The sequence below is a fragment of the Fibrella forsythiae genome, from assembly GCF_017353175.1.
Classification (GTDB): Bacteria; Bacteroidota; Bacteroidia; order Cytophagales; family Spirosomataceae; genus Fibrella; species Fibrella forsythiae.
Genome location: NZ_JAFMYW010000006.1, coordinates 312,442 through 336,171 on the forward strand (window position 1 = coordinate 312,442; position 23,730 = coordinate 336,171).

20 protein-coding genes are annotated in these 23,730 nt (G+C 45.8%); 13 read left to right on the forward strand and 7 right to left on the reverse strand.

Annotation, left to right across the window (positions count from 1 at the left end; all coding sequences use genetic code 11):
* From J2I46_RS20000 to J2I46_RS20015, 4 genes are all read left to right on the forward strand, one after another.
* Positions 1–1,284 carry a Y-family DNA polymerase gene (locus J2I46_RS20000; RefSeq protein WP_207330827.1) on the forward strand — a complete coding sequence of 428 codons (1,284 nt, stop codon included), beginning with the start codon at positions 1–3 and terminating at the stop codon, positions 1,282–1,284.
* A 516-nt stretch (positions 1,285–1,800) separates the two neighbouring features.
* Positions 1,801–4,314, forward strand: coding sequence for an ABC transporter permease (locus J2I46_RS20005; protein ID WP_207330828.1), 2,514 nt, complete (start codon positions 1,801–1,803; stop codon positions 4,312–4,314).
* A gap of 326 nt (positions 4,315–4,640) precedes the next feature.
* Positions 4,641–5,213 (forward strand): recombinase family protein, encoded by a 573-nt coding sequence (locus J2I46_RS20010; protein WP_207330829.1) that lies wholly within the window; start codon positions 4,641–4,643, stop codon positions 5,211–5,213.
* Between the two features lie 69 nt (positions 5,214–5,282).
* Positions 5,283–6,425, forward strand: coding sequence for a hypothetical protein (locus J2I46_RS20015; protein WP_207330830.1), 1,143 nt, complete (start codon positions 5,283–5,285; stop codon positions 6,423–6,425).
* On the opposite strand, the gene J2I46_RS20020 is transcribed toward J2I46_RS20015, so the two are convergent.
* Positions 6,403–7,581, reverse strand: a complete 1,179-nt coding sequence (locus J2I46_RS20020) for a site-specific integrase (RefSeq protein WP_207330831.1) — start codon at positions 7,579–7,581, stop codon at positions 6,403–6,405. The genes J2I46_RS20015 and J2I46_RS20020 overlap by 23 nt on opposite strands.
* Before the next feature lie 212 nt (positions 7,582–7,793).
* Here J2I46_RS20020 and J2I46_RS20025 point away from each other — a divergent pair, with 212 nt between their 5' ends.
* Positions 7,794–9,098, forward strand: coding sequence for a site-specific integrase (locus J2I46_RS20025; RefSeq protein WP_207330832.1), 1,305 nt, complete (start codon positions 7,794–7,796; stop codon positions 9,096–9,098).
* A gap of 14 nt (positions 9,099–9,112) precedes the next feature.
* Here the strand turns inward: J2I46_RS20025 and J2I46_RS20030 are convergent, their stop codons facing one another.
* From J2I46_RS20030 to J2I46_RS20040, 3 genes are all read right to left on the reverse strand, one after another.
* Positions 9,113–10,135 (reverse strand): hypothetical protein, encoded by a 1,023-nt coding sequence (locus J2I46_RS20030; RefSeq protein ID WP_207330833.1) that lies wholly within the window; start codon positions 10,133–10,135, stop codon positions 9,113–9,115.
* Positions 10,136–10,238: 103 nt separating this feature from the next.
* On the reverse strand, positions 10,239–10,838 hold the full coding sequence (locus J2I46_RS20035; RefSeq protein ID WP_207330834.1) for a master DNA invertase Mpi family serine-type recombinase: 600 nt from the start codon (positions 10,836–10,838) through the stop codon (positions 10,239–10,241).
* 402 nt (positions 10,839–11,240) lie between these two features.
* Positions 11,241–14,264, reverse strand: coding sequence for a toll/interleukin-1 receptor domain-containing protein (locus tag J2I46_RS20040; protein WP_207330835.1), 3,024 nt, complete (start codon positions 14,262–14,264; stop codon positions 11,241–11,243).
* Positions 14,265–14,889: 625 nt separating this feature from the next.
* On the opposite strand from J2I46_RS20040, the gene J2I46_RS20045 reads away from it, so the two are divergent.
* From J2I46_RS20045 to J2I46_RS20080, 8 genes are all read left to right on the forward strand, one after another.
* Positions 14,890–15,480, forward strand: coding sequence for a recombinase family protein (locus tag J2I46_RS20045; RefSeq protein ID WP_207330836.1), 591 nt, complete (start codon positions 14,890–14,892; stop codon positions 15,478–15,480).
* A gap of 4 nt (positions 15,481–15,484) precedes the next feature.
* Complete coding sequence (locus tag J2I46_RS20050) at positions 15,485–15,760, forward strand: hypothetical protein (protein ID WP_207330837.1); 276 nt, start codon at positions 15,485–15,487, stop codon at positions 15,758–15,760.
* A 29-nt stretch (positions 15,761–15,789) separates the two neighbouring features.
* Positions 15,790–16,818 carry a hypothetical protein gene (locus J2I46_RS20055; RefSeq protein WP_207330838.1) on the forward strand — a complete coding sequence of 343 codons (1,029 nt, stop codon included), beginning with the start codon at positions 15,790–15,792 and terminating at the stop codon, positions 16,816–16,818.
* Between the two features lie 55 nt (positions 16,819–16,873).
* Positions 16,874–17,470, forward strand: coding sequence for a dATP/dGTP pyrophosphohydrolase domain-containing protein (locus J2I46_RS20060; RefSeq protein ID WP_207330839.1), 597 nt, complete (start codon positions 16,874–16,876; stop codon positions 17,468–17,470).
* Between the two features lie 12 nt (positions 17,471–17,482).
* Positions 17,483–17,950 (forward strand): hypothetical protein, encoded by a 468-nt coding sequence (locus J2I46_RS20065; protein WP_207330840.1) that lies wholly within the window; start codon positions 17,483–17,485, stop codon positions 17,948–17,950.
* A 2-nt stretch (positions 17,951–17,952) separates the two neighbouring features.
* On the forward strand, positions 17,953–18,150 hold the full coding sequence (locus J2I46_RS20070) for a hypothetical protein (protein ID WP_207330841.1): 198 nt from the start codon (positions 17,953–17,955) through the stop codon (positions 18,148–18,150).
* Between the two features lie 25 nt (positions 18,151–18,175).
* A complete protein-coding gene (locus J2I46_RS20075; protein ID WP_207330842.1) occupies positions 18,176–18,514 on the forward strand; it encodes a hypothetical protein in 339 nt (112 codons plus the stop codon).
* Positions 18,515–18,648: 134 nt separating this feature from the next.
* A complete protein-coding gene (locus J2I46_RS20080; protein ID WP_207330843.1) occupies positions 18,649–19,395 on the forward strand; it encodes a hypothetical protein in 747 nt (248 codons plus the stop codon).
* 65 nt (positions 19,396–19,460) lie between these two features.
* Here J2I46_RS20080 and J2I46_RS20085 read toward each other — a convergent pair whose 3' ends face one another.
* The 3 genes from J2I46_RS20085 to J2I46_RS20095 form a co-directional block, all read right to left on the reverse strand.
* On the reverse strand, positions 19,461–21,530 hold the full coding sequence (locus J2I46_RS20085; protein WP_207330844.1) for a hypothetical protein: 2,070 nt from the start codon (positions 21,528–21,530) through the stop codon (positions 19,461–19,463).
* Positions 21,531–21,567: 37 nt separating this feature from the next.
* Positions 21,568–22,968, reverse strand: coding sequence for an OmpA family protein (locus J2I46_RS20090; protein WP_207330845.1), 1,401 nt, complete (start codon positions 22,966–22,968; stop codon positions 21,568–21,570).
* A 139-nt stretch (positions 22,969–23,107) separates the two neighbouring features.
* On the reverse strand, positions 23,108–23,728 hold the full coding sequence (locus J2I46_RS20095) for a hypothetical protein (RefSeq protein WP_207330846.1): 621 nt from the start codon (positions 23,726–23,728) through the stop codon (positions 23,108–23,110).
* Positions 23,729–23,730 lie beyond the last annotated feature (2 nt).

Genomic DNA, 23,730 nt, shown 5'->3' on the forward strand with positions numbered 1-23,730 from the left:
ATGCTGGCACTGGTCGACTGTAATAACTTTTACGCAAGCTGTGAACGAAGTTTTAACCCCAGCTTGCTCAACAAACCAATCGTTGTGCTCAGTAATAATGACGGTTGCGTGGTGGCCCGCTCCAATGAGGCTAAGGCGCTGGGCATCAAAATGGGTGCCCCTTTCTTCCAGTTAGATGAGTTGCGAAAGGCACATGATCTGAAGGTGTTCAGCAGCAACTACACCTTATATGGCGATATGTCAGCCCGGATCATGTCAATTCTGGGCCGCTACGTCGAAGAGGTCGAAGTCTACAGCATCGACGAGGCGTTCATGAACCTGGCTGGTTACGAATCCATCTATCCGGATCTTGTTACTTTCGCTAATGACGTGCGTCAAACAGCCGCCCAGTGGACGCGGATACCCGTATCAATCGGCATCGCCCCCACTAAAACACTGTGTAAAGTAGCCAACTGGTATGCGAAACGCCAGCCCGAACACAACGGTGTACTGCTGCTTAATAAGCCTGAAAAGATCGATGAAGCACTATATAGTTTCGACCTGGCTGAGCTGTGGGGCGTAGGTTGGCGATATGCTGGCATGCTGAAACGAAACGGTATCCGAACCGCCGCCCATCTGCGCGATATGTCCGACGATTGGCTATTGAGCAATATGACGGTAAACGGCTTACGGCTTGCCTACGAATTACGGGGGTTGCCCTGCAAGTTGCTGGAAGTTAAATCACCCGCTAAGAAAGCCATTTGTACGGCCCCATCGTTTGGCCGGGTAATCCCCGACCTCAACCTGATCAGCCAGGCGCTGACAACCCATGTCGGCCGCGTTGCCGAGAAGCTTAGAAAACAGGACTCCGCCGCCAGCGCCATCACCGTCTTCCTGCACACAAATCGATTCCGGAAAACGCCAGGCAATGGACTGCCAGCCAAACAGTATTACGGCAGTCGCACGGTTGAGTTGCCACACCCCACCGCCAGCACAGCAGAGCTGGCCAGTTACGCGCAGGCAGCGCTAAAAGCTGTATATAGGTTTGGCTACGAGTACCAAAAAGTCGGCGTGATGTTAACCGGCCTCGTCCCGGCAGATCACCGACAGGCAAATCTGTTTAACGAGGGTCCCGACGATCGGCAGATCAAGTTGGCTCGTGTAGTCGACAAGCTGAATTATCGCTATGGTCGCGACAAGATCCGCCTTGCCAGCGCAGGATATGATCCAAGTTGGCATCATAAACGGCAATGGATGTCAAAGCGATATACCACTCAGTGGAAGGAGATTCTGAAAGCGAAGTAATCTGGCAGCTCTGTTGACATTAAGAGGCCCATGGGACTGATGACGAATAAGTGAGTATAGTATGTATAAGTATTTGTTGCAGTCCGGACGGGACAGAATGGCTGATCTGATTATCAGCTAGTTATTAAATGATTTTGAAGCAGGTAGCAAATAGGTAGCAAAATGAAGGAAAAGTATCACCAAATCTCAAGATGATCATTTCAGAAACCGAAAGCGATGAGTGTTTAAGACATTGTGATGGGTAGCGCGTTGATCTCACTAACTCAGACAAATCTCTTAAGCTGAGACACAGATTCATGAGATAGCTATTTGAGACCGTCGACAACTTACACGATTATAAATGGCCATACTAAACAGGTCGTCATAGAAAACGGGCGATTCTAGAGTTGATAGTTTAAGTGATCTATTGAGCGGTTCAACGTCTTCTTGCTATATATTTAAGAAAGAACTGGTTATGGATTTTATAGGAAAAGAGCATCTATACTCCTACTCCTATAACCACGACCGATCTCTACCATGATCCCTTCTCAGAATGGCAACAACTTACTAACGCCAAGAGGCAAGTTCAGCCGCTTTACAGGTGGCATGCTTAACAATTATGTCATAAGCGCCTGGCGCAGTTTAAAGCGCCAGAAACTGGCTTCATTCATTAATCTGCTGGGATTAGTCGTCAGTGTGACCAGTTGTGTGCTGATTATGGTGTATGTTCAGCATGAGTTGAGTTACGACAACTATCACCTCAAGGCCGACCGCATCTTCCATTTATCGACCCAATTAACCGTGGATGGAAAAGAAGACCATACGGCTTGGGCACCTAATTTCATTGGCCAACAGCTAAAGACAGACTATCCGGAAGTCGAAGCGGTCATTCGACTGCAAGCCAATCCCGGCAACGTTTCCTTTAAGGTGGTCTCTCAGCCAACCAATAAAGCGCCACGCGTACTTAGCCTGGATCAGGTATATACCGTGTACGATCCAGCCTTTTTGACCGCCTTTACCTATCCCATGTTGACAGGCGACCCGAAAACTGCCTTAGCCCGTCCCGGATCGGCCGTCATGACGGAACAGGTAGCCCGAAGGTTTTTTGGTAACGACTGGAACCAGGGAAAAGGAATCGTTGGCCAACTACTCCAGTCAGGGGGGAACACCTATCAGATCACCGGCGTACTACGAGACATCCCATCCAATACGGATATGCCTTTCCAGGTACTGATTGCGCAAAAGGCGGAGAGTTTAGAGAAGCAGGCTTGGTGTACTAGCTACGTCGTATTTAAACAGGCGGCCAGCGGTATCGACTTTTCCCCGAAGCTGGCCAAGGTAGCCGAGCCCATTCAGGCTGACTTTGCCAAACGGGGTGGCCACGTTGCCTTTGTCTTGGAAAACCTGAGGAATATTCACGTAGGGGAGCCTAAACTATTTGATACGCCTAAGGCCAATCGATCCTACTTAATTATCTTTTCCCTGGTCGCTGGGTTTCTGTTGCTGATTGCCTCGATCAATTACATCAATCTTTCCTTAGCTCAATCCGTCGGGCGAAGCCGGGAAGTGGGCGTTCGCAAAGCGATCGGAGCCGCTCGCTTCCAGGTGCTCCTTCAATTTCTGGGCGAGTCCCTGATGTTGACCGGCCTAGCCATCGTGCTCTCGATACTACTGGTGATTCTACTGCTGCCCGTCTATAATGAAATAACGGAGATGCATTTCTCGCTTTCCTCTCTGATGACTTGGCCGATGGCTGGCCTGCTGGGCGCTATTTTTGTCATCGTTGGCGTGCTGGCCGGGAGCTATCCCGCCTTTTACCTGGCTTCTTTTGAGCCCGTAACGGCCTTAAAGGGCAAACTTCGGCTGGGAGGGAAATCTGCCCGATTACAAATGGGCCAGTTGCTGGTCGTACTTCAGTTTACCATTTCGATCACTATTATCATTGGTACACTGGTCGTCTATAAACAGTTACACTATCTGCAACATAAGAATCTGGGCTTTAAAGGGGAACAGGTGCTGATATTGGATATTCCCCAGCAAGCCGTCAACAGCGGAGCTATAGCCTCCCTCAAGGAAGCGCTTGCTGGCTTAGCGTATGTACGAGGAGTAGCCATAATCGGTTCCCATTCCCTGCCTAGCCAGGAAATGAACCTATCAGCATTCAATCTGGAAAAGGATGGCAAGATGCTACCATTGCCCCAACGCTCCATTAACGTAGACGAAAACTACTTGACTCTATTAGGTATTCCCCTCATCGCCGGTAGGAATTTTGTCGATGCCCGGATGAGGGGTAAGGAGACAGGTCAAGTAGTCAATGAGGTGCTAGTCAATGAGGCCTTGGTGACGAAGATGGGATGGAAAGTAGAAGCAGCCATCGGCAAGGACATCAGTCAAGGGCCCCTTGGAGCCGAAACGTGGCACGGACGGGTGGTCGGGGTCGTCAAAAATTTCCATTTCCAGTCCCCCCAACAGCCGATCGAGCCGATGGTCTTGCAAAACAATGCCTGGCAAGGACCCGAAAAAGTGCTCGTAGGTTTATCCACTGGGGCACTAACGGATGGACTTAACCTAGTCGAAAACCAGTGGAAACGGATCTTGCCGGATCATGCGTTTGATGTTACGTTTCTGGATGCAACCTTTGCCCAGCAATACCGGCAGGAACAACGCCTGGTCACGATCTTCAGCTATTTTAGCCTGCTAACGATTGTTGTTGCCTGCCTGGGTTTATTCGGCTTGTCCTCTTTTTCCACCGCTCAGAGAACGAAGGAAGTAGGGGTTCGTAAAGTAATGGGTGCTCAGTCCTATAGCCTAGTTTATCTGCTATCAAGGCAATTTCTCTTGTTGGTTGGCTTGTCCATCCTCCTGGCGAGTCCATTGGCCTGGTTTACGATGAAGCGATGGTTACAGGATTTTGCCTACCATATTTTAATTGGCTCTAGTGAATTTGTGCTGGCTGGTGGTGCAGCCTTTTTAATTGCTAGCTTAACGACGAGCTACCATGCCATACGGCTGGCTCGTACGAATCCAGTACGGGCTTTGCGGTATGAATAGTGGTTTAGTCAGCCATGTTGACAAGATCTAAGCAGGTAAAGAATAGTTGACTTAATCTCGTAATACGCTCCTTTAAAAAGATGCTCGCGTGTAATTTCAAAAGAGCTGCAAATTTAAGATTTGAGAAGTTTGCTATAGGCTTCATTCAGCGATTGGACTGTCTAATGAAGAAGTACAGATTTTAGGTAGGGTTCAAAAAGGTATAACTTTCCCGACGTACCCAAATAGACAGTTGCCAGGCTAGATACCATCCCAAAACACCGGCCAAAAAGTAGGGCCACTAAGTTTAGATCGACTAACTTAGTGGCCCTAACTTTTTGGCCTCTATGAACCACGTTTTCGGCTATGCCCGCGTATCGACCACTGATCAAAACTTAGACACCCAGATTGACGCGCTCGAGCGGGCTGGGTGCCACGAGATTTTTCAGGATAAAATTACTGGCGTAAGCACCAGCCGTCCGGCCCTCGACCGTATGCTGGCTAAACTCCGGCCTGGCGATACGGTGATGGTGGCCCGCTTTACCAGGCTCGGCCGGAGCCGGGATCACCTGATCACACTGATGCGTGATTTCGTTCAGAAGGGTATTCGGTTTCAGGCGCTGGATCTGGGTGTTGATAGCAGTACCCCGGCTGGGAAACTGGTACTCGACATTTTTGCGGCCCTGGCTGAATACGATCGTGAGTCAATCAATGAACGTACCCGTGCGGGCCGGGAGCTGGCCAAAGAGAAGGGCACCCACATGGGCAGGCCTGCGGGTGTTGACCAAGTGAAGCTAGGCAAGGTTCGGAAAGCGATGCAGGCAGGATTGTCAATTGCTGAAATTGTTAGCTTGACGGAAATAAGTGAAACCACCGTGAAGCGATACCGTAAACTGATTGGTCCGCATTATGGCAGCTAATCGTAAGCTAAATATCAATTTTACTCATTATCAATAAACTTTGAACAAATATTCTACTTCTTTCATAAAATGGATATTAACACATGGCTTACTGCCATCGGCCTCATAGTTGCTATATTTTTTGGTCTTCCGCCATTTCTATCTTCAATAAAGAATAAGAAACCTACTCTTTACTTATTTATTGACAAATCTATAGATCTGCTAAAAGACATATCAGTTAAGACAGATGATTTAAAAGTAACTTATCGATCAATAACATTGAAAGAAAACACTTTCTTACTGAAATTATTTATATGCTATATAGGATCTGAGGATATATCTAAAAGTAAGGTAACAAAGTATCCTACTTTATCTCTACCTAAAAATGCAAAAGTCCACAGCTGTGAGGTAATTGAATCCAGCGAAGGTATAAATCCGGTAATAGAGATAATTAATAATGAAATATCTTTTACTATAGATTTAATGAAAAATGAGGAGTTTTTCTATTTTGAAGTTTTAGTTTCGACGCCATATCCAAAATATACAAATTTAGCTGTTCTTAAATCTAGAATTGATGGTGTATCAAATCATGAAACAATTGATCCGAACGCAATGGATATGGAATTGCAGCTCAACTCCATGATTTCATCTATTTTATCGATGTCATTTTTTATATGTACTGGTATTATGATTAATATATTACCAGGATTTTTAAACAACGAACAACAACATTTAGCGTACAATAAAAGTATTTTCTATTATAATAAACCAATTAATATAGATCAAGTCCAAGAAGAGTATACGAAAAATTTTCATGACTGGCAAAGTTTAAAAAAAGTCCAAGAACCAAATGTTTCTAGTGTTTATAAAAGAAAAGTCAAATTCAAGCTAGACAGTATCCTGCCTTACCAAATAGCAATTAACCGTGCAGATTCAATTTTAGATTCAAGCAAAAATATGACTGATAATATTCTCGACAGTAACGAGTTTAACCTTAGGGCTTATTTTATAGAAAATTACAAGTCAGACCTAGGAAATAATTTTTCTGTACTATATCATTATAAACACTTCTGGGTCAGATTGATTTATTACATTATTACGACTTCGTTTACTATATGGATGCTATTCCGAATAACTATAACAACTAAAAAATTAAAAATTAGCAATCCCAAAAAAGTCTATTTTAAATTTAAGAAACATTTATCGTCAATTAGTCAGAATCCTGTTCAATAAAGTAATCAAACACGTTGATCTGTTCCCTTTTCCTTCGTTCGCTCAGGTGCACATACTGCATAGTGGTCTGAATCTTCGAATGGCCCATGTAGCCCTGAAGCGTTACCACATCCCCACCTAGTTCAATGAAGTTGGTACCGAAGGTATGCCGGGCGGTGTGCGTGCTGACTTTAGTGGTCCACTCCAGGTGTTCCGAAATCTTCCGCAGCACCCGGTTGGTGTACTGCTCGGTATAAGTGGCAAAGAGACGGCCTGCGGTGGTAGTCACAAAGCGCAGGGCAATTGGATGCAGGGGGATGGAAATGGTTTTGTGCTTGGCGTTGCGGGTCTTATGGGCTTTGAAGACCAGGGCACCATCGACAATGTGTTCCGTTTTCACGCGCTGGATGTCAGAGATACGCAGACCAGTGAAGCAGCTGAAGAGAAAATGCTGGAGTACGCAGTACCACGAGGAAGCCAGATCGGGCTGCTCATACAGATCAATTAGCTGCTTTACCTGATCCAGCGTCAATACCTCTTTGATCACTTCGACATTTCGGACTTTAATGATCTTAAAAGGATTGTCGATCATATGCTTGTCCTGAATAGCTAGGTTGACGTAGGTACGTACATCCTTCAGGGTTTTCTCACTGGTGGCGGGCCGGTTGCCCAGCTTCTTCCGCATCCAGGCCCGGAAGTTTTCCATCAGCTTCGGGGTCAGTTCGGCAAACGTGCAGCTTGATTTGAACTGCTTCATTTTATTATAGCTCGCCTTGTGACACATATAGGTAGGGTGCTCAATCTTACCGCGCCGGTTCCGATCGGATAGTTCAGCCCACCAATAGGCGTAGAAATCAGCCCGGCTATGCCAGCTGTAGTATTCTTTCTTCAGCTGCTCAACGCTTAGCTCCTTTTTGGCCAGTCGATAGTGGGTGAAGATGGCCGTCAGATCAGCCATTTTCCCCTGAATAATAAGTTTATAATCGTCGAAGAGCACATCCCCTTTCTGACGGGCTTTTAGCTGCCCTTTTGGCTTATCAAAGTGGTCTGCCGGCCAGCTGATATTAAGCGGAAACCGCACTTTTTTCCCGTCGAGTCGGGCCTCCAGACACAGGGCAGACGTGCCGTCCTTTTTAATATGATCGTCCTTGATTATCAGCTTAATAGATGATTTCATGGCAAAATACAGCTAGGGTCAAATTAGGGTAAAATGAGCTGCTCAGATAGCTTACGCGGGCATTAGGGAAAAATTAGGACCGGCCGTAAACGCAAGAATCCCCCTATACACTGCGTATAGGGGGATTCTATTGAGTACTGTGGGCCAGCCTGGCCCACGAAACACCCCAAAAACCCCCTAAACACGCTATTTAGGGGGTTTTTTGTTTCCTAATGCGTTTCCGAATTGCAAAATACCACCCAACGTTTCCTAAAGCTTTCCGAATGGTATTCACCCATAATTTCAATGTGCGTGTCATTATTAAGGATGACTTCGTCAAAAAAGATGGCACATCACCGCTGTATTTATATGTCTCGATTGATGGGGAATGGATACGGATTCCGATGAAGTTGGCCTGGCCGCCGGCGTTCTTTGATAAGGCCGCCGGGAAGCTGAAGCCACGCCAACCCAAAGACAAAGACCAGGTTGATTACACATTGATTATCAACGCAGAAGCCGCCAAGGTCAACGAAATATTCAAAACCTACAGACTTCAGGAACGGGCGCTGACCATTCAGCAACTGGAAAAAGACTTCTACGAATTCAACAACCGGCTTTGCTTCCTGAGGTATTGGGCCAAAGAGTCGGCCGAACGGGTGAAGCGGAAGAAGATCGAACGGGCTACCTATAATTGCCACCAGGCGTCATTGAACAAGTTCAACGCCTTCTGGATACGGGAAGTAGAAAAGAAGCTGAAGAAGAAGCCAGCGCCAGCGGCCACGTCTGAAGATCGGTTTCCGTATCCGCTTCCGTTTACTCAACTGACGGGTAAGTTGCTGGAAAACTTCACAGCCTATTGTAAGACCGTCCACGAAAATGACCCGGTAACGATTGCCAAAAACTTACGTGACATTAAGACATACATCAACCGGGCCGTGGTGGATAAGTACGTCTTTGAAAATCCATTCAAGAACTTCAAATTCAAGTTCACCGAATCGTTGCCACACGCCCACACAGAAGCGGAACTGGTGGCGTTACTTGATCTGTATAACCAAGGCCAAGCGCCCGAGCATTGGCGGAAGGTTCTGCAATACTACCTGTATAGTTGCTTCACTGGCCTTCGTATTTCAGACATCGTACTAATGAACCATAGTAACTTGTCTGAACCTGGCTGGTTGGTGCTGACGCCGTTTAAAACCCGGCGGTTTGGTAAGGTAGTCCGGATTCCGTTGCACTCGATTTGTCAAAGCTTCATTACGTCAGCGGAAGGGCAACTGTTCGACACATTTTCAGAACCCTATACCAACCGGATTCTGAAGAAGATTGGAAGCCACCTGAACATTCCCTTCAAGATGACCACCCATACAGCCAGGCATACCTTTGGAACGCTGTTTATTGAATTAGGCGGGGACGTGGTCACGCTGAAGGATTACATGGGCCATTCAAAGCTGGAAACCACTATGAAGTACATTCATATCAGCGAGAAGCGGAAGAAGGAAAAGATCAACGTATTTGACAAACTTTTCAAAGACAATTAATCTAATGTAAAATATTAAGATTTGTTTTTAGTAACCTTAGAACCTTTAAACTTACTCACAGTATTTATTGCGTCTCTAATTTGAGAAGTTTTTTTGATTTCATATAATACATATATCAATGATAGACCTATTACGAAAGCCAATAGTAACATTATTCTTATCTCCCACAATTCTGAATATGTAAACTCAACAGAAAAATTATTTTTAAGTTTATAGCTGTAAACTTTTCCATTCATAGTATCGATTAAATTAGATAACTGCAAAACAGATAGATTGTCACTGGCTACAGAAATTATCGAATCTGCCTCTATGTTAGCATAAAAGCCTTTAATTATAAAATCACTCTGATTTTTAAAATCATTCAGCAAATTCTTACTATTGGTTTTTACTGCATACCTATTGAGCATAGTCGATACTGAAGAGTCTGCCATGTCTTGTTTCCCCTCTAATTCATCACCAAACACCACGACGCTGCCTTTGTATAGCAAGGTTTTCTTGTAATGACTGTTGCCAATTATATTGGTGCTATCGGTGGCAATAAAAGAAACAATTATTGAAAAAGCAGCAGCAATTATAGTCAAGAACAAGTTGCCAATAGCTGGCGCGCTTCCTAACGATTTTAAATCTAGAGTCTTATAATTTTTAACGTTTTCAATTCTTGATATCAATTCATACGTATTGCTATTAGTTATATCTTTTGCTTCGATAAGAGTTTCGAACGAAAAAAACTCTTTACTCTTCATTAAATCCATATCAAACACAATACTATGCTGATTGATATTAGGAGTTACAACTATGTTATATATATTATCGACAATTAAACAGTTATGTATAACAGTATCTTTCGCCAGTAGGACACTCGGATACTTGACGATAATTCTCTTTGTTAAATCATCTTTTCCATCATAATATATAAAAGCCTTTAACAAAAAAAAATGCTCATTCACAGGCATGTCATCATAAGTAATTCTCAACCTGTCAGAATTCTTAGAAACATCTTCTAATAGATTTATACTACTATCTATTATGAGATACATAGTTGGATAATTTTGGTTTATCCAAGAAAAGAACGGGGGAGCAGCAAAAATAACACCTATCAGTGTTAAGAATAGCACAATAAAGTCTATCATAGAAAAACTCTCAGATTATTTGCCTCGTTTTAACGAAACTAGATACTGTTTGGCGATCTACGCCTAATATACGGGCAATAGCTGAATGAGACACTTTTGACTTCAGCAATTCCCGAATAGTATCTTCCTTTCCTGTCAGCTTCACTTCTTTATTCTGGCTTCCTTCTGGCCGTCCAAGCTTCATCCCTTCCGCCTTCTTTCGTTCCAGGGCTTCCCGTGTCCGCTGGCTTATCAGTTGCCGTTCGATTTCAGCCGACAGCCCAAAGGCAAAGGCCAGGACCTTGCTATTGATGTTATTCCCGAGTTCGTAGCCTTCTTTGATGGCGTAGACCCGGGCGTCCTTTTCCATGCATTGATGAAGGATGGCCATGATTTCCATCAGTGACCGGCCAAGGCGTGACAACTCCGTCACGTACAAAATATCACATGCCTTCATCGACGCCAGCAATGGACCTAACTTTCGGGCATCGGCCGACTTGGTTCCGCTGACGGTTTCTTCCAACCACTGGTCCACGTGTACCCGGTCAGCCGCGACTTTCTTCAGGATTTCGTACTTCTGGTTTTCGGCCGTTTGCCGGTCGGTGGATACTCGAATATACGCGTAAATCATGGGTGCGGGGTTTAACCTATCGTGCCCTATAAATATACGCAATTTTCGGGGGATTGTAAGGGGGGTTAGTACACCCCATTTATTGGTGAAGAAAACGGACCATATTGTACTCATGATTGAGTTTGAGTGCCTCGAGCTGCGCCTCCTCTGTCAACGTTTCGACCTTCTATCGTTGGAGGTAAATCACCTACATGGCCAATTGCACCCACCGGGCTAGGTGCATCTTTCGCGTACCGGCCAACCGTTGCGAGTGGGTTGCTCATGCATCCGGCAACTTCACGGGTATACTAAAGCAGAGCATAAATTTTTAGAGAGATCATGAATATTTAACTTTACAAACAATGTATGTTATTTGATGAGGAAAGAATTACTTTGTAGAAAGTCGATTAAATGCTGTCGCATCTACTTTAAAAATGAATCTTTGATTAACTTTAAAAGCTTTGAGTCAAATAAAGAGTTGACACTTGTATGCAGATAGCTTTCGTAATCGACCACATTACTATCTTTTATATGTTCGATATTTGCCCATATTTCTTCTTGTTCGTTTTTAGGAAGATCGTATTTGTTTATTTGAAAAATAAAATTGTCTATTCTAATTGGGACAAGAATGTGGTTCCAACTACTCATGTATTTTAGTCTACATTTGCTCAGTTCAAACCTACATCCTACACTTTTTAAAGAATTCTCAGAACATATGAATAAGACTTTGTCATGCTTGTCTATTTCTTCAGACATGATCTTTTTAAGCAGACGATGCGGATCGTCTTGTCCAAACAAAAATCTTTTTATGCCAAATATTCCTAATCTGTCTGCAATTTTTTCGGCAAATTTGGCGTCGATGAAGCTGTATGAAATGAATACGGTCGCAAATTCAGGTTTTGGCTTTATTTGTAAATGATTCATAAGTTGCTGTAATAACTCAGAATTCAAATACCGAGAATGATTTTTTTCAATAAAACTGTAATAGTCATTGTCACTAGGAAATATTCTTTTTTCTTTTAATATGTCCACTATTGCTGTAGTGCCAGTTGTTGAATAATTCTTGGACAACTCATCTATTCGATTCAACACATTGATTGAGTATTTTTTTAGTTTATCGTAAAGTTCAGTTTTTGAATCTACTTGGTAAATAGATCTAATACGATTCAATTCTATTTCATTAAATATTCTATTGATCTGAATACTAATAAACAAATCAAATAATTCTCCTTGCTCATTATACTTCGTAATTGAAGTGTTTTGCTTTAGATATTTATAAAACTGGTATAACCCTTCAGATAGTAGCTGATTTCTAAGTTCAAAAAATCTTAACTCATAAGGAGATTTGGTCCTGATCACTATTTGGGAAGGCTTCATTATTGAATCTTCACGATCAGAACAAATAAGCTGCCCATATTCCTCTGCCTGTAAATTATATTTTAAAGCATTGTCTTTAATGATTGAGTTTCGACTATAGAAAAATCTATCTATCAAAACTTTTTCTAAATTGTAGTTTGGATTGAACTTTTTTAAGGTATGTTTAATTTTAATAAAATCTGATGGGTTAACAACTTTCTGGCAATAATAGCATATCTTATTGCTATCATTACTATGGTTTATTATTTTAAGAATATTTTCATTTGGTATACAAAAGCTTATAGTGTGGGCGTTATTGAAAATGTCATTTATCACTTTTCTGTTGTTTGAGTATATAATAACATGCTGTTGATTGTGTATCCAATCATAGATAAGGGCATCTTTTTGACTGCTCAATAAATTATCACGATAAATTGAAAAGCCAAGTTCATCACGTTGGTTAAAAGTCAAAATAAATTTATTCACTGTTTGTAACTCGTTCCACTCTTGTGATGGTTCAAGAACAATTGCTAATGATTTAGTTTTGTAAAGTTCTGGAATCATAATAGTAAGACTATCTCTATCTAAGCCTACATGCATATGATTTAAAGTTCTATTGTCAGTCCTAATATGAAAAGGATAATCATAGCCAACTATATTATTCCTATCCATAAATGCTCTGAGGTTGCCATGAACTCTATTTAAAACACCATATGTCGCTGGATGTGTAACGAAGGATTCAACATCAGGAATTTTTTCGTTAACCAGAGTATATTGCCCAACTGGTAAAAATTTCTGTACAAGTTTACCATCGTTACTGTCTACGTATCCTAATATTCCTAGGCTATATAATTTTGAGCAAAAGTCTTCAAAATTAAATTTTTTCTGAATTTCTTTTGAAACTTTATTTTCTGTAGAATTTGTAAATACATTTTTTTTGATTAGTTTGCAAAATTCAACAAATTCTATCTCATTGAAATAAGGAATAATTTCCCTTCTTAATTGATTGAAGAGGTCATAGCTTATGTCATTTACTACTCGCCTAACTGTATCTGGAGTTTTATTTTCTAATTTTGTTATAGCTTCTCCCATTATGATTATTTCTCTGGGTCTTCCAAAAGTGTGGCGATAAATATAATCAAAAAGATTTTCTTGCACTGGATTACCGTTCACATCAATCACAAATGGATGATCTATAGTATTAAAGCCAACTAGCATTGTAATTGGATCGTTGCTTGAAATTTTATCTAGGGTTTCCTTAGGAAGCATTGCAACGTTTCTATAGAAAATTTTCCTTAATTGGGTTTTATTGTATTTTAAAAAGATAGTTCTTGAATCCAATTGAAGTCGTGTTGGGTCCTGATTTTTGTAATACGCTTCGCTCCTGATAGAAACGTATATTTTTATATGTGGGTTGTTACTACATATATTTTTAACGGCTGTTAAAATTGATATTTGAGCGTTAACCCAAATTTGTTCATCAATTCCAATTTGATCATCAAAAGCTTCATCTATATTATCTATAAATATTGCAACTTGGTTAACGCCTTCTGCATATTCTTCCAAATCGCGAACTTTGGGTTTTAAATTTGAATTTATAAGTGGATATATTTTTTCAATAGATTTTCTGTCTAATAAAAGATTTGCAAAGATTTCAGATAGCTCAGTTGCATTTCCAATTATAGCAGATATTTCACTAGGTAAAGCAATTTCAAACCTGCGTAATATCAGTGTGTATAAACAGACTTCCCAAACTTTAATCCAGATGTCTTTAGTCAAAAACTTGTTAAGGTCTTCTATAGAAAAAGTTACACCTGGTCTACTAACCCTCTCGCATAATGTTTTTTTAGGAATAAATGCAAATCCTTTTCCGTTTTTTCCTTCTCTTAATTGTGAACTTTTTACTTTAAGTAATAATGTTTTTCCAAGTCCTTTTGGACCTACAATGAAATTTTTATTAGACTTACCATTGTGACTTAAGAACTCATTTATCTCATCTGTTTTAACGATGAAAGAATCAAGATCAACATTGTCTAAGTCGCCAAGTGTGATGTCATTCGCATCTACATTCCAAGCTGAAAGGTGTGCCATAGCAAAGTTTAGGATTAGGAGAAAGTTTAAAAAGAACAGGTACCTATAAAAGGAAATTGCTTTGTCTATTCACTTGGTAAAAATGAATAGACAAAGGAAATATAATCTACGCTTATTCTAGTATTTGCTAAAAAATGCAAATAATGGTCAATTACGGCTCATGAAGTTGTCTGAGTCGAGCTGAATATTTTTAGGGATAACTGTATTTAAATGGGAGATTTCGCTACGTGACTATCGAGGTATGGGTAATATTGATACCCCACAGCATGAGCTGTGCTTTGTGTAGCCTTACTTTTTTAAAGTCGTAACCATTAGCCGGGCTAGTTAATGTAATTAACCATACCTTGTCTCTGAATTCTGACTGGGTTCTCACGGATTGAAAACCTGTCAACTTTGTAGTCGTGAACATAGAAATTAAATGATGATGAGGATAGTAGCCTAACGTGTAAACTGATAACAATATATGGAAAACTATAATGTTCATTCAAACGGTCGTATAAGAAGATTTTGGGAACAAAATTTATTAAGCACGATAAACGCCGATATACGTAATTAATTACGTAATCTATTGCCGTTCTACTACCTTTGTACAGTTATCACGACACACAACGGGTAACGCGAACAAATGCACTTTGCCTATGCAAGGGTCAGCACAGAAGATCAAAATCTAAGCTTACAACTCGACGCGCTTAAAGCCGCAGGGTGTGAGAAGATTTTCAAAGAGAAGGTTTCGGGTGCTAAGACCGACCGGCCCGAACTCAATAAACTTCTCGACCAGGTACGCGAAGGTGATACCGTTACTGTCTGGAAACTCGACCGCTTGGGTAGATCACTGAAACATCTGATCGAAACGGTCAATCTCCTAAAAAGTAAGGGTGTTGAGTTCCGCTCCCTGAAAGAGTCGATCGATACCAGCACGGCAACCGGTAATCTAATCTTCAACATCTTTGGCAGCTTCGCCGAATTTGAGCGCGATATGTTGCGCGAACGTACCAACGCTGGACTGGCAGCCTCCCGAGCTAGAGGTATCACAGGAGGTCGCCGCCCAGGCATCACACCAGAACTGTTACAGAAAGCCAAGTCAGCCGTTGCGCTCTATAATGCTAAGACAGTTTCTGTCGACGATATCGCCAAGCAACTATCCATTTCAAAAGGGTCCCTGTATAAGCTGTTGAGGCATGAAGGTGTGGAAGTTTCACCCTATAAGAAATCCTAATCTCATGCAGACCAACGACGATGTGAAGTACCACCCGTTCAGCAACGGAAGTGAGTTCGACACCTGGCACAGACGCAATTGTCAGCAATGCACCAAGTACACATTCGATGAAGCGCCTACATGTCTAGGTGATGAGGCGCTGACACTAGCCTTACTCGATGATGGCGCAATTAGCAAAGCTGTAGCTGATTTTATAGGAACCACCGACCGCAGCACGCAGGAAAATGGCTACAGCTTTTGCACGCTCAATTCATCCTGCAACCACTTTTCACAGAAATAATTCTCACCAATTCACCACCACTTACTACCATGAGCGATTCAATCAAATTCGAGATGCGCAAATACACGCGCCTAGCAACAGAAGAAGAACGTAGCGAACAGGTAATCAACCTGCTTTCTACAATGACTGCTATCGAAACAAAAAAGGCAGAAGCCAAAACAAAGGCCGCTGAATTCAAGGCCGAAATATCAAGCCTTGTAGATCGTGAAGATGATCTACGAATTCACCTGGAAGCCGGTACATTCCTTGAAGGCGTTGAGGTTCACGCGGTCGTTAACGAAATGTCAGGCAATACCGAATATTACGACCGTGAAGGAAACGAGGTTGTACCGCTTCGGCATCCTACCAGTAAGCAGGAAAAACGCAATGAGGCCGCAAAACGCCAAATGTCGATGTTTGGTGAGGAGCCGGCCACGCCAAATGATGCATCAACACCATTCACCGCTAACGATCTTGCCGAGTTAGGCAGTACTAATTATCAGTCTTTCGTTGATGCCTTCGAGGCTAACGCAAAAGACAGCGAATTTGAACCGCAAGAGTGGGCGGTTGGCGATCTGTCAGAAACACCCGATTCACAACGTTTTATCGTACTGACAATTTCAACCGATGGCGAGAATATAGCCGAGGTTATCACTGACTCAGGAGCGATACTATTTATCAGTCTGAACGATATCCACGGCCAGAAATACAGTTGCGGCTTGGAGTACGACTACACAACAAGAGAAGAAGTTGAACAGGATTGGAACGCCGGTCTGTTCACTCCATTCTTTGCCGCCGACAACCTGAAACACAACATTGCTTTTGACGACGAGTCGGCCGACGTAGACGAAACCGACAGCGACGTACTGACCAACGGTACCGAGCAGCCAGAAGCATCTACCCTGCAGGAAACCGAAACGTTTGACCCGGCCGAATTAGACTCCATGTATGTAGATCCGCAGCAGCCAGGAACGACTACGGAGCCAGGTGATTCGACGATGAAGCCGGAAGCAACTACAGCCGCAGTAATCAACGGCCAGCCTATGAGGAAGAACGGCAAGAAACCTGTAAAAGCATAATCAACTCACCAGCCCCCGACGCTCACTAACCGAAGGGGCTCACTCATTTACCACCATGAACAAGTATCACCCCAACGCAGACCCACAATTTGTAGCGATGGATAGCCATTACATGAACTTGGCTACCTCCGAATTCCTGCAATCATTACACACTTGCTTTGATAAACTTGGGTACATCTCGCTGGAATCGGATAAGCGTGATTTCTGCTATTCGCTCTGGAAACATGGCTATAAGCTTGTGCCAGTAGCCAAAAGCATTACCGAACTCGAAGCAGAACGTTTCGCCTGGAGCCGCGAAACATTCACCGAAGCAACGGCCATCAGCTCACTCCGCAAGCTGGAAAGCGAGATCAAGGAAATCGAAGCTGACATTTTGAAAGGCAACGATCCTACAACTGAATACGCCGACGCGCTTATGTGCCTGTTTGACAGTGCAGGCCGTCACGGTATTTCTGTCGACCAGATAACCGAAGCGTTCGCCAAGAAACTGGAGATCAACAAGGGCCGGCAATGGCGCAAAAATCCAGACGATTCATACTCGCATGTTCAAACTAACGGCGATCAACATGCAGGTAGTCAATTCTATATACAAAACGACTCCACACCACCATTGACTGATGATTCGCAGGCAGCCTACAGCATTCTACCTTAACCAACAAACAGCATGGTAAAGATTCGTATCTGCTCTGAAGATCCCCACGAGATAGAGGACGTAACTAGTTTATTCGAGTCGCTATTTCCAGACATGCGATTTACAGCCGCCCGACTCGGAGGAAACCCAAAATACGCCGACGATCCCAAGTACTTCAGCTACGGAGAACCGCGCGTCCATAACAAGAAGCCGATCCCGATTAACTTCAAGCTGATCGGAAAAAAGCTGACAAACACGCCAGCTCCCGTAGCCAAACCCAGCCAACCAAAGGCGAAGAAGCCAGCACACAAACCAGTAACTAAGTTCGCTATTCCTGACTGGCAACGTGTACTCGGGTTAGACAATGCTACTAAGCTTTCGTGGACCAAATGCCGCATTCGTTACCGAGAGCTGACTTCCGGAGAAATAAGCCAGACGACCCGGAACAAGTATGTCGAAGCAATGGAAGCCGCAGCCAGGCACTTCAAAATTTCACTATAACCATGCTGATCCCGCCCGAACTGTTCAACACGGCTACTATCGAATTTTTCCGCGCAAACAGACACCTGCCTACCGTTGACAAACTGCTCGATCTACGCAGCAGGACAAACAGAAACAAGGAAATCGGTACGTACCCGCCCAACTGGTTTATTGATCTGCTAATCAAGCTACGATCGCACCGTGATCAGCAGGCCAAATAACAATTCACCACCAAAAAACTCCACCATGCAGAACCAATCTCAGCCCGTTGAACTATGGGCCATCATCGAACTTTTCGGCCATCAGAAAATGGCCGGGAAAATCTCTGAACACGTGCTCGCTGGCAACTTCATCCGTATCGACGTTCCAGCAACTACCCGACAACCCGCCTATTCCAGAATGGTAAACCCATCAGCGATTTATGCAATCAATCCAGTTTCTGAAACCATAGCCCAGGCAATGGCCGAGCAATACCAAACAAAACCACTCGAAACCTGGGACATTCAGGAAATGTATAAGCGCCTGCAAGCCTCACTGCCAGCGCATAAAGCCAGCGGCGAATATTACGTCGATAGCGAGGATTAGCCAGACTGATTACTTACATACGGCCCCGCTCGACTTTCCCCAGTTGACTGTACAATTCCAAGCGCATTTGCAGAATACTAACCCCGCCTTGACTTCATATTATACAATTTCTCACTCGTTAACTTTCTCCGATTATGCGTCTACTCAGAATGGCTAGATTGTCTACCTCCCCTATCCCCCGCTGGCTAAAAGTCATCGTGACCGTAGCCCTTGCCATTATGCCACTAAGTGCAACTCTACAGGCCCAATCGATTACGCTTGATTCGCTCGGCACCTACGAGGCTTCCTACCGCACGTTTATGGTCCAGAAATGGAAGGCCGATCGAAAGGAATTCACCATCACCACCCGGAAAAAATGGTGGTATTACCTCCCAAGCCCAGGCTGGTCATTTCGTAGCCCCTCTATTAGCCTCAACACCGGTGTCATCGCCCAGATCGACCGTGATAAACTGACCCTGGCAGCCAGGCTGGAGGCACTCGATGCCCGCTACCAGGTCGAGTACACAGAAACGCTGGCCCGGATCAGCACAGAGTACCGGAAACTGGTAGTCCGGTCAGAGCAGCTTGACCGGGAGCGCAGGCTGCTGGCCAAACTGCTCGCCATCCAGCGGATCAATGACGAGGCGTTCAACAAACAGCAGCTATCCCCACAAGATCATCTGCAGGTCAGTTATGAATACGAACGGGCTGTCAGTGAATTCCGCCGTAAAGAGAGTGAACTGGCTATTACCGCTCTCGATTTCTTCAGCCTGTGCCGCTTCAACCTCCCTACGAAACAGCTCATCGACGTGGCCAGCAGCGACCCCTGCCCCGCCAGCACTGACCGCGACTTCAGCCTGACGGTCGCCTCAGACGTACCGATCAGACCAACTACCAGATAAGGAAGCAGCCCGGGAAGTGCCGGAAGGTAGCGCATCGCATTAGGTCATCAATCAGCTGTGAAAACCTATCGTCCAAAATTTCGGTGTACAGTACAGTTATCCCCACCAAATCCTGCTGCCCAGACAAGCCATCTGCCGTTGTACTTCGAAAAAGAGCCAAAGCTCAAGCCGCCTACAAACTCGCCGTTCCTGTAGGTAAACTCGATCGTCACCCGGGAGCGAATCACCGTAAGGTCCACTTTGTCTCCGCCATTGGGCCGCGCCAGGTGCGTCATTCGGCTATAGCTGACGGATGACCACTCCGTCACGCCATTTTGATCGAGGCACTCTCTATACTGATCAAACCGCAGCGCTGAGCGGGCGTCATCTTCCACGCTGTCATCTGGATGCATGCAGCGCATCCAGAGCGCTTTGTCGTTTGTTTTCAGCGCTTTCAGCAACAGTAGGCTCAACTCTTCCAGGGTGTCACCGCCAGCAGTCTTTCCAATACCCGACGAAACTGGGGCCGGTTTTACCGCTGCTGATCTGGCCGGGTTGGTCTGCCCGGTCTTTTTAAGAAACTCGGCATATTCCATTGCAAAGAATGTATTTCCCAGAAACTCCAGGGTCTGCCCGTCGTCGCCCGTAACGCCCGGGTGTCTGACAGGCTTTTGAATATCAACCGGGCGGACGTCGCACAGCCGATTCTTCACAGTGGCGGCGGGCCAGAGCCTGGAGCCACCCAGGTTTTCATAGACCTCAACCCGTCCCTTGTTCCCGTTCTCGGGTACCTTGTACTCAATATACACCACATAGCCGGACTCGGCGTCCCGAAAGAAGTTGTGACGGGCCAGCTGAATTTTATGGCCTTTCGTCAGCTCATCCGTGATGTACTGCAGTAAACTCATGTTCGGCTCTTCATACTTGGAGACCATCACGCGCTTCATCTGCCCTTTCTCCACGGCTGATACACTACTCCAGGGTTTCCAATTGAACCCACAGTCGGTGGTACCAGGTAGACGACTGCCCGTTGAATTGGTGATTGATGGGCTTTCTTTGATTAAGTGAGCGTAAGGGGACTCTTCCGCTACCACCTGAGCCGCTGCAGCCGCAGCAAACTCATTCACCAGAAACGACAGGTGTAGCGTACCACCGAAGTCATGATAACTGACCAGCAGCGCATACAGGGTAACCAGCTGGCCGGGCTTCGTTTCTTTGGGTAAAGTCTGCAGCAGCACTTCCTGAACGGGCATCCAGATCCGTTCACCCGCCACCTCAAACAGTGCCTCCTGCCGGAAGAGCCGGACACGATCGTTGGCAACGGCGTCAAAACCCGTCCTGCGAATGGGCAGGTCAAAGCTCCTGGCCCACCGATCATCCGTCAGCGGCCGGTACTGATTGGTGACCGTGGCCTGAAGGCTGACTTTCTCGACCCGGAAAAACGTCTGACCCGTTTTTCCATGTTTCCGATCATAGTCCGCGGCGTACGACCGCTCGGCGTTGAGCAGCTCCCCTGCGTTCTGCTGGGGATAGTTCCTGTCCCAATCGCCACCCAGGCGCGGAACGGCAGATCCCGCACTGCGGGGAGGAACCGTCTGGCCGGCCGACTGGATGCCGGTACCGGGAACAGACGATGCGTTTACAGGTGTACCGTCATAGCGGATCGTCAGCGTGGTCGTGCCGGAGTCAGCCATGAGATCCAGCTTACTCCGGTGCAGCTGCCAGACACGCCCGTTCTCGTTGAACTGATACTGCTCCTCCGTCGTCGTCAGCGTACTTTTCGACTCCACCGAGACGAAGCCGCCCGCCCTGATGGCGTTGTCCAGGCTGGCGATCCAGTCTTTATTGTCCGACGAGAACACCACCTGCCGGGTATTGTCGACCATGATCCAGTAGCTCGCCGTTGCCTCGGCGAAGAGTGGATTCGGATACGGCCGTACATAGCGGTAGTGCGTCCCCTCCTGTTTGTTCAGCTTTCCTTTCTTGTTGCTTTTGTACTTGAACCCCCAGGGGTTGACCAGCGCCAGAAAGCAGTTCTGATCAGGGCACTGAACCAGCTCCTTCAACTCGGCTACCGTGACCAGGTGCTGGTTCTGAGCGTTGGTACGGTTTCCACAAAGCAGGAAAAAGAGCAGCGTGCTCACAAGAATTTTCATAAACGAATCAAGGTATGTGCCTCACGGGTAGGGCAGTTTATCGTTTCCGGATGACCATCTCCACGCGTCGGTTCTCCGGGCAGTAGGCAGGTGGCGGGCAGTTTCGGCTCAGTGGCCGTGACGCCCCGAACCAGGCCGCTTCGACCCGGTAAGAAGCAATCCCTTTCCGCGACAGATAGTCTTTGACGGCTACCACCCGCCGACGCGACAGCTCCAGGTTTTCTTTGGCTTCGCCGATCAGGTCCGTATGCCCTTCGAGTCGTATTTCCGCAGTTGGGTTTGCGTTCAACCACTGCGCCAGCGCATCGAGGTCGGCGAAGGAATCTGCCAGCAGCTCATCGGCCGACTGGTCGAAGTTGACCTGCAGCCGAATTGGTTTGCGCACGGCGACGTTGTCAAACCGACTCCGGCCACTGTAGGGGACCTGGGTAGCTGGCTCGTGCTGGTGGGCTGATGGTTGGGGATTTGTTGGCGTGGGTAGAGGCTGAGGATAGGAAGGATCTGAATATGTCCTGGGTGAAGCGGGATCCGTAGCGCGCTGCGCTGGTTTGGCACGCTGCCGGACAGGACGGCCCCGATGACGCGTTTCAAACAGCGTAAAGCCAACCAGCCTTAGGTTGAGCACGACGTTCATGGTTGAATAAGACGCCGTGGCCACACCCGTTAACCGCTGATTTGTATAGTAAGCGTATTGTTCCGTCATGGCGTATCGACTCACGGGTAGTTCAACCGCAATGGAAAACTCCATGGGATACTTTTTCGACGTCAGCCCAACCTCCGGAACAATCGAAAAACGGCTGCTGGCCTGATCAGCGGCGGTAACGAGAAATCCGGTGCCATTCTCCGTAAAATTCAACTTATACGCACTGTCAACCGGTTTGTTAAACGCACCTGTCGTATAGCCGGTATGATAGAGCCCATTCAGGCGGACAAACAAACCAGGATTCCAGTATTTGGCCAGGCCAAGCAGTATACCGTGCGACTCCAGATCACTGTTTCTGGATTCCAGCCTATATCCTTTGAACATAAAGGGAATATTCTTATACGAATAGCTGTAGCGGCTGAAGTGATAGCCTCCGTTGATGAGCCAACCGTTGCCGTTTCGCCTGAACAGCCCATACCGGAGCTGCACATCGGCGTTGTACTCGTCAAACTTTACCTCTTCTATCGTTCCCTGATCGTTTAACGCATAGTACGTGCAGCCACACCAGCCACTACGTTCCGGCTTACCTTTATAGGCAATAACTACCCGGCCGGTATTGTGGACCACCGGCTCAGGCGCCGACAGACGAACGCCGATGTTTCCGCTGATACCAAACGAGGTTCGTAAAGGAATGGATTCATCGGAGTCTTGCGCATACACGTTTGCCGGTAGCTGCCCAACAAAAAGGAGCAGTAGGATCCGGGTGACATGTATCAGGGGCATAGAAGCTTTCATGTGGCGTATACCATCTGGTTTATCTAGCGTCTGTCAGCAGGACGGCTCTGCACCGACGCATCATCAGTTGCGCCTCCTCAGCCATACGTAGCCAGCCAGCGAAGCAGGAGGAGCACTTGCCGCCCTTGAACGGATAGGGTTATACGCCGTTCGTGTCTATGAGCCACTGTTTCATCTCGGCCACCTGACGGTTGACCTCCTCTCTGGCTTCTTTCATCTTCGTGCTGCGGGTTGTCGCCAGATAGATAATCCCCCCGAAGGCCAGCAGGGTAACCAGCCAGTGCACCGCACACAGCAGGACGGCACCGGCACACAGCAGAAAATAGATGATCGTCCCCAGGGGTGGCATCACCAGGCTTCGTACCATATGGTCCAGGGTATTCAGCGTTTGCCAGGTGCCCGTGTTGTAGTTAAGAACGCCCACATATTGCCTGTTTTCGCCGTGCTCACCCGACACCATCAGGATGCTCACCTTCTGGTTCTCCCGCACACTCAGATCGCTGCTCAGGGTGTGGTCCAATTCTTTGTCGCCATCCCTCATCCACAGCTCCGTCACGGTCGTGTTCGTACTGCTTACGTTCAGGGTCGTCGGCGTCGACACGACCGTGCGCCCATACTGCTGCGTGCCTCCGCCCGATGCCGAGGCGTTGAATTTGGTTTCTACCCGTTTCGATACTTTGTCGACCAGGCCGGTATTGGCCATAAAACGGATCGTTTTTCCGTTGACCTGCAGCACGGCAGGCGCAGTTGATGTGTTCATCA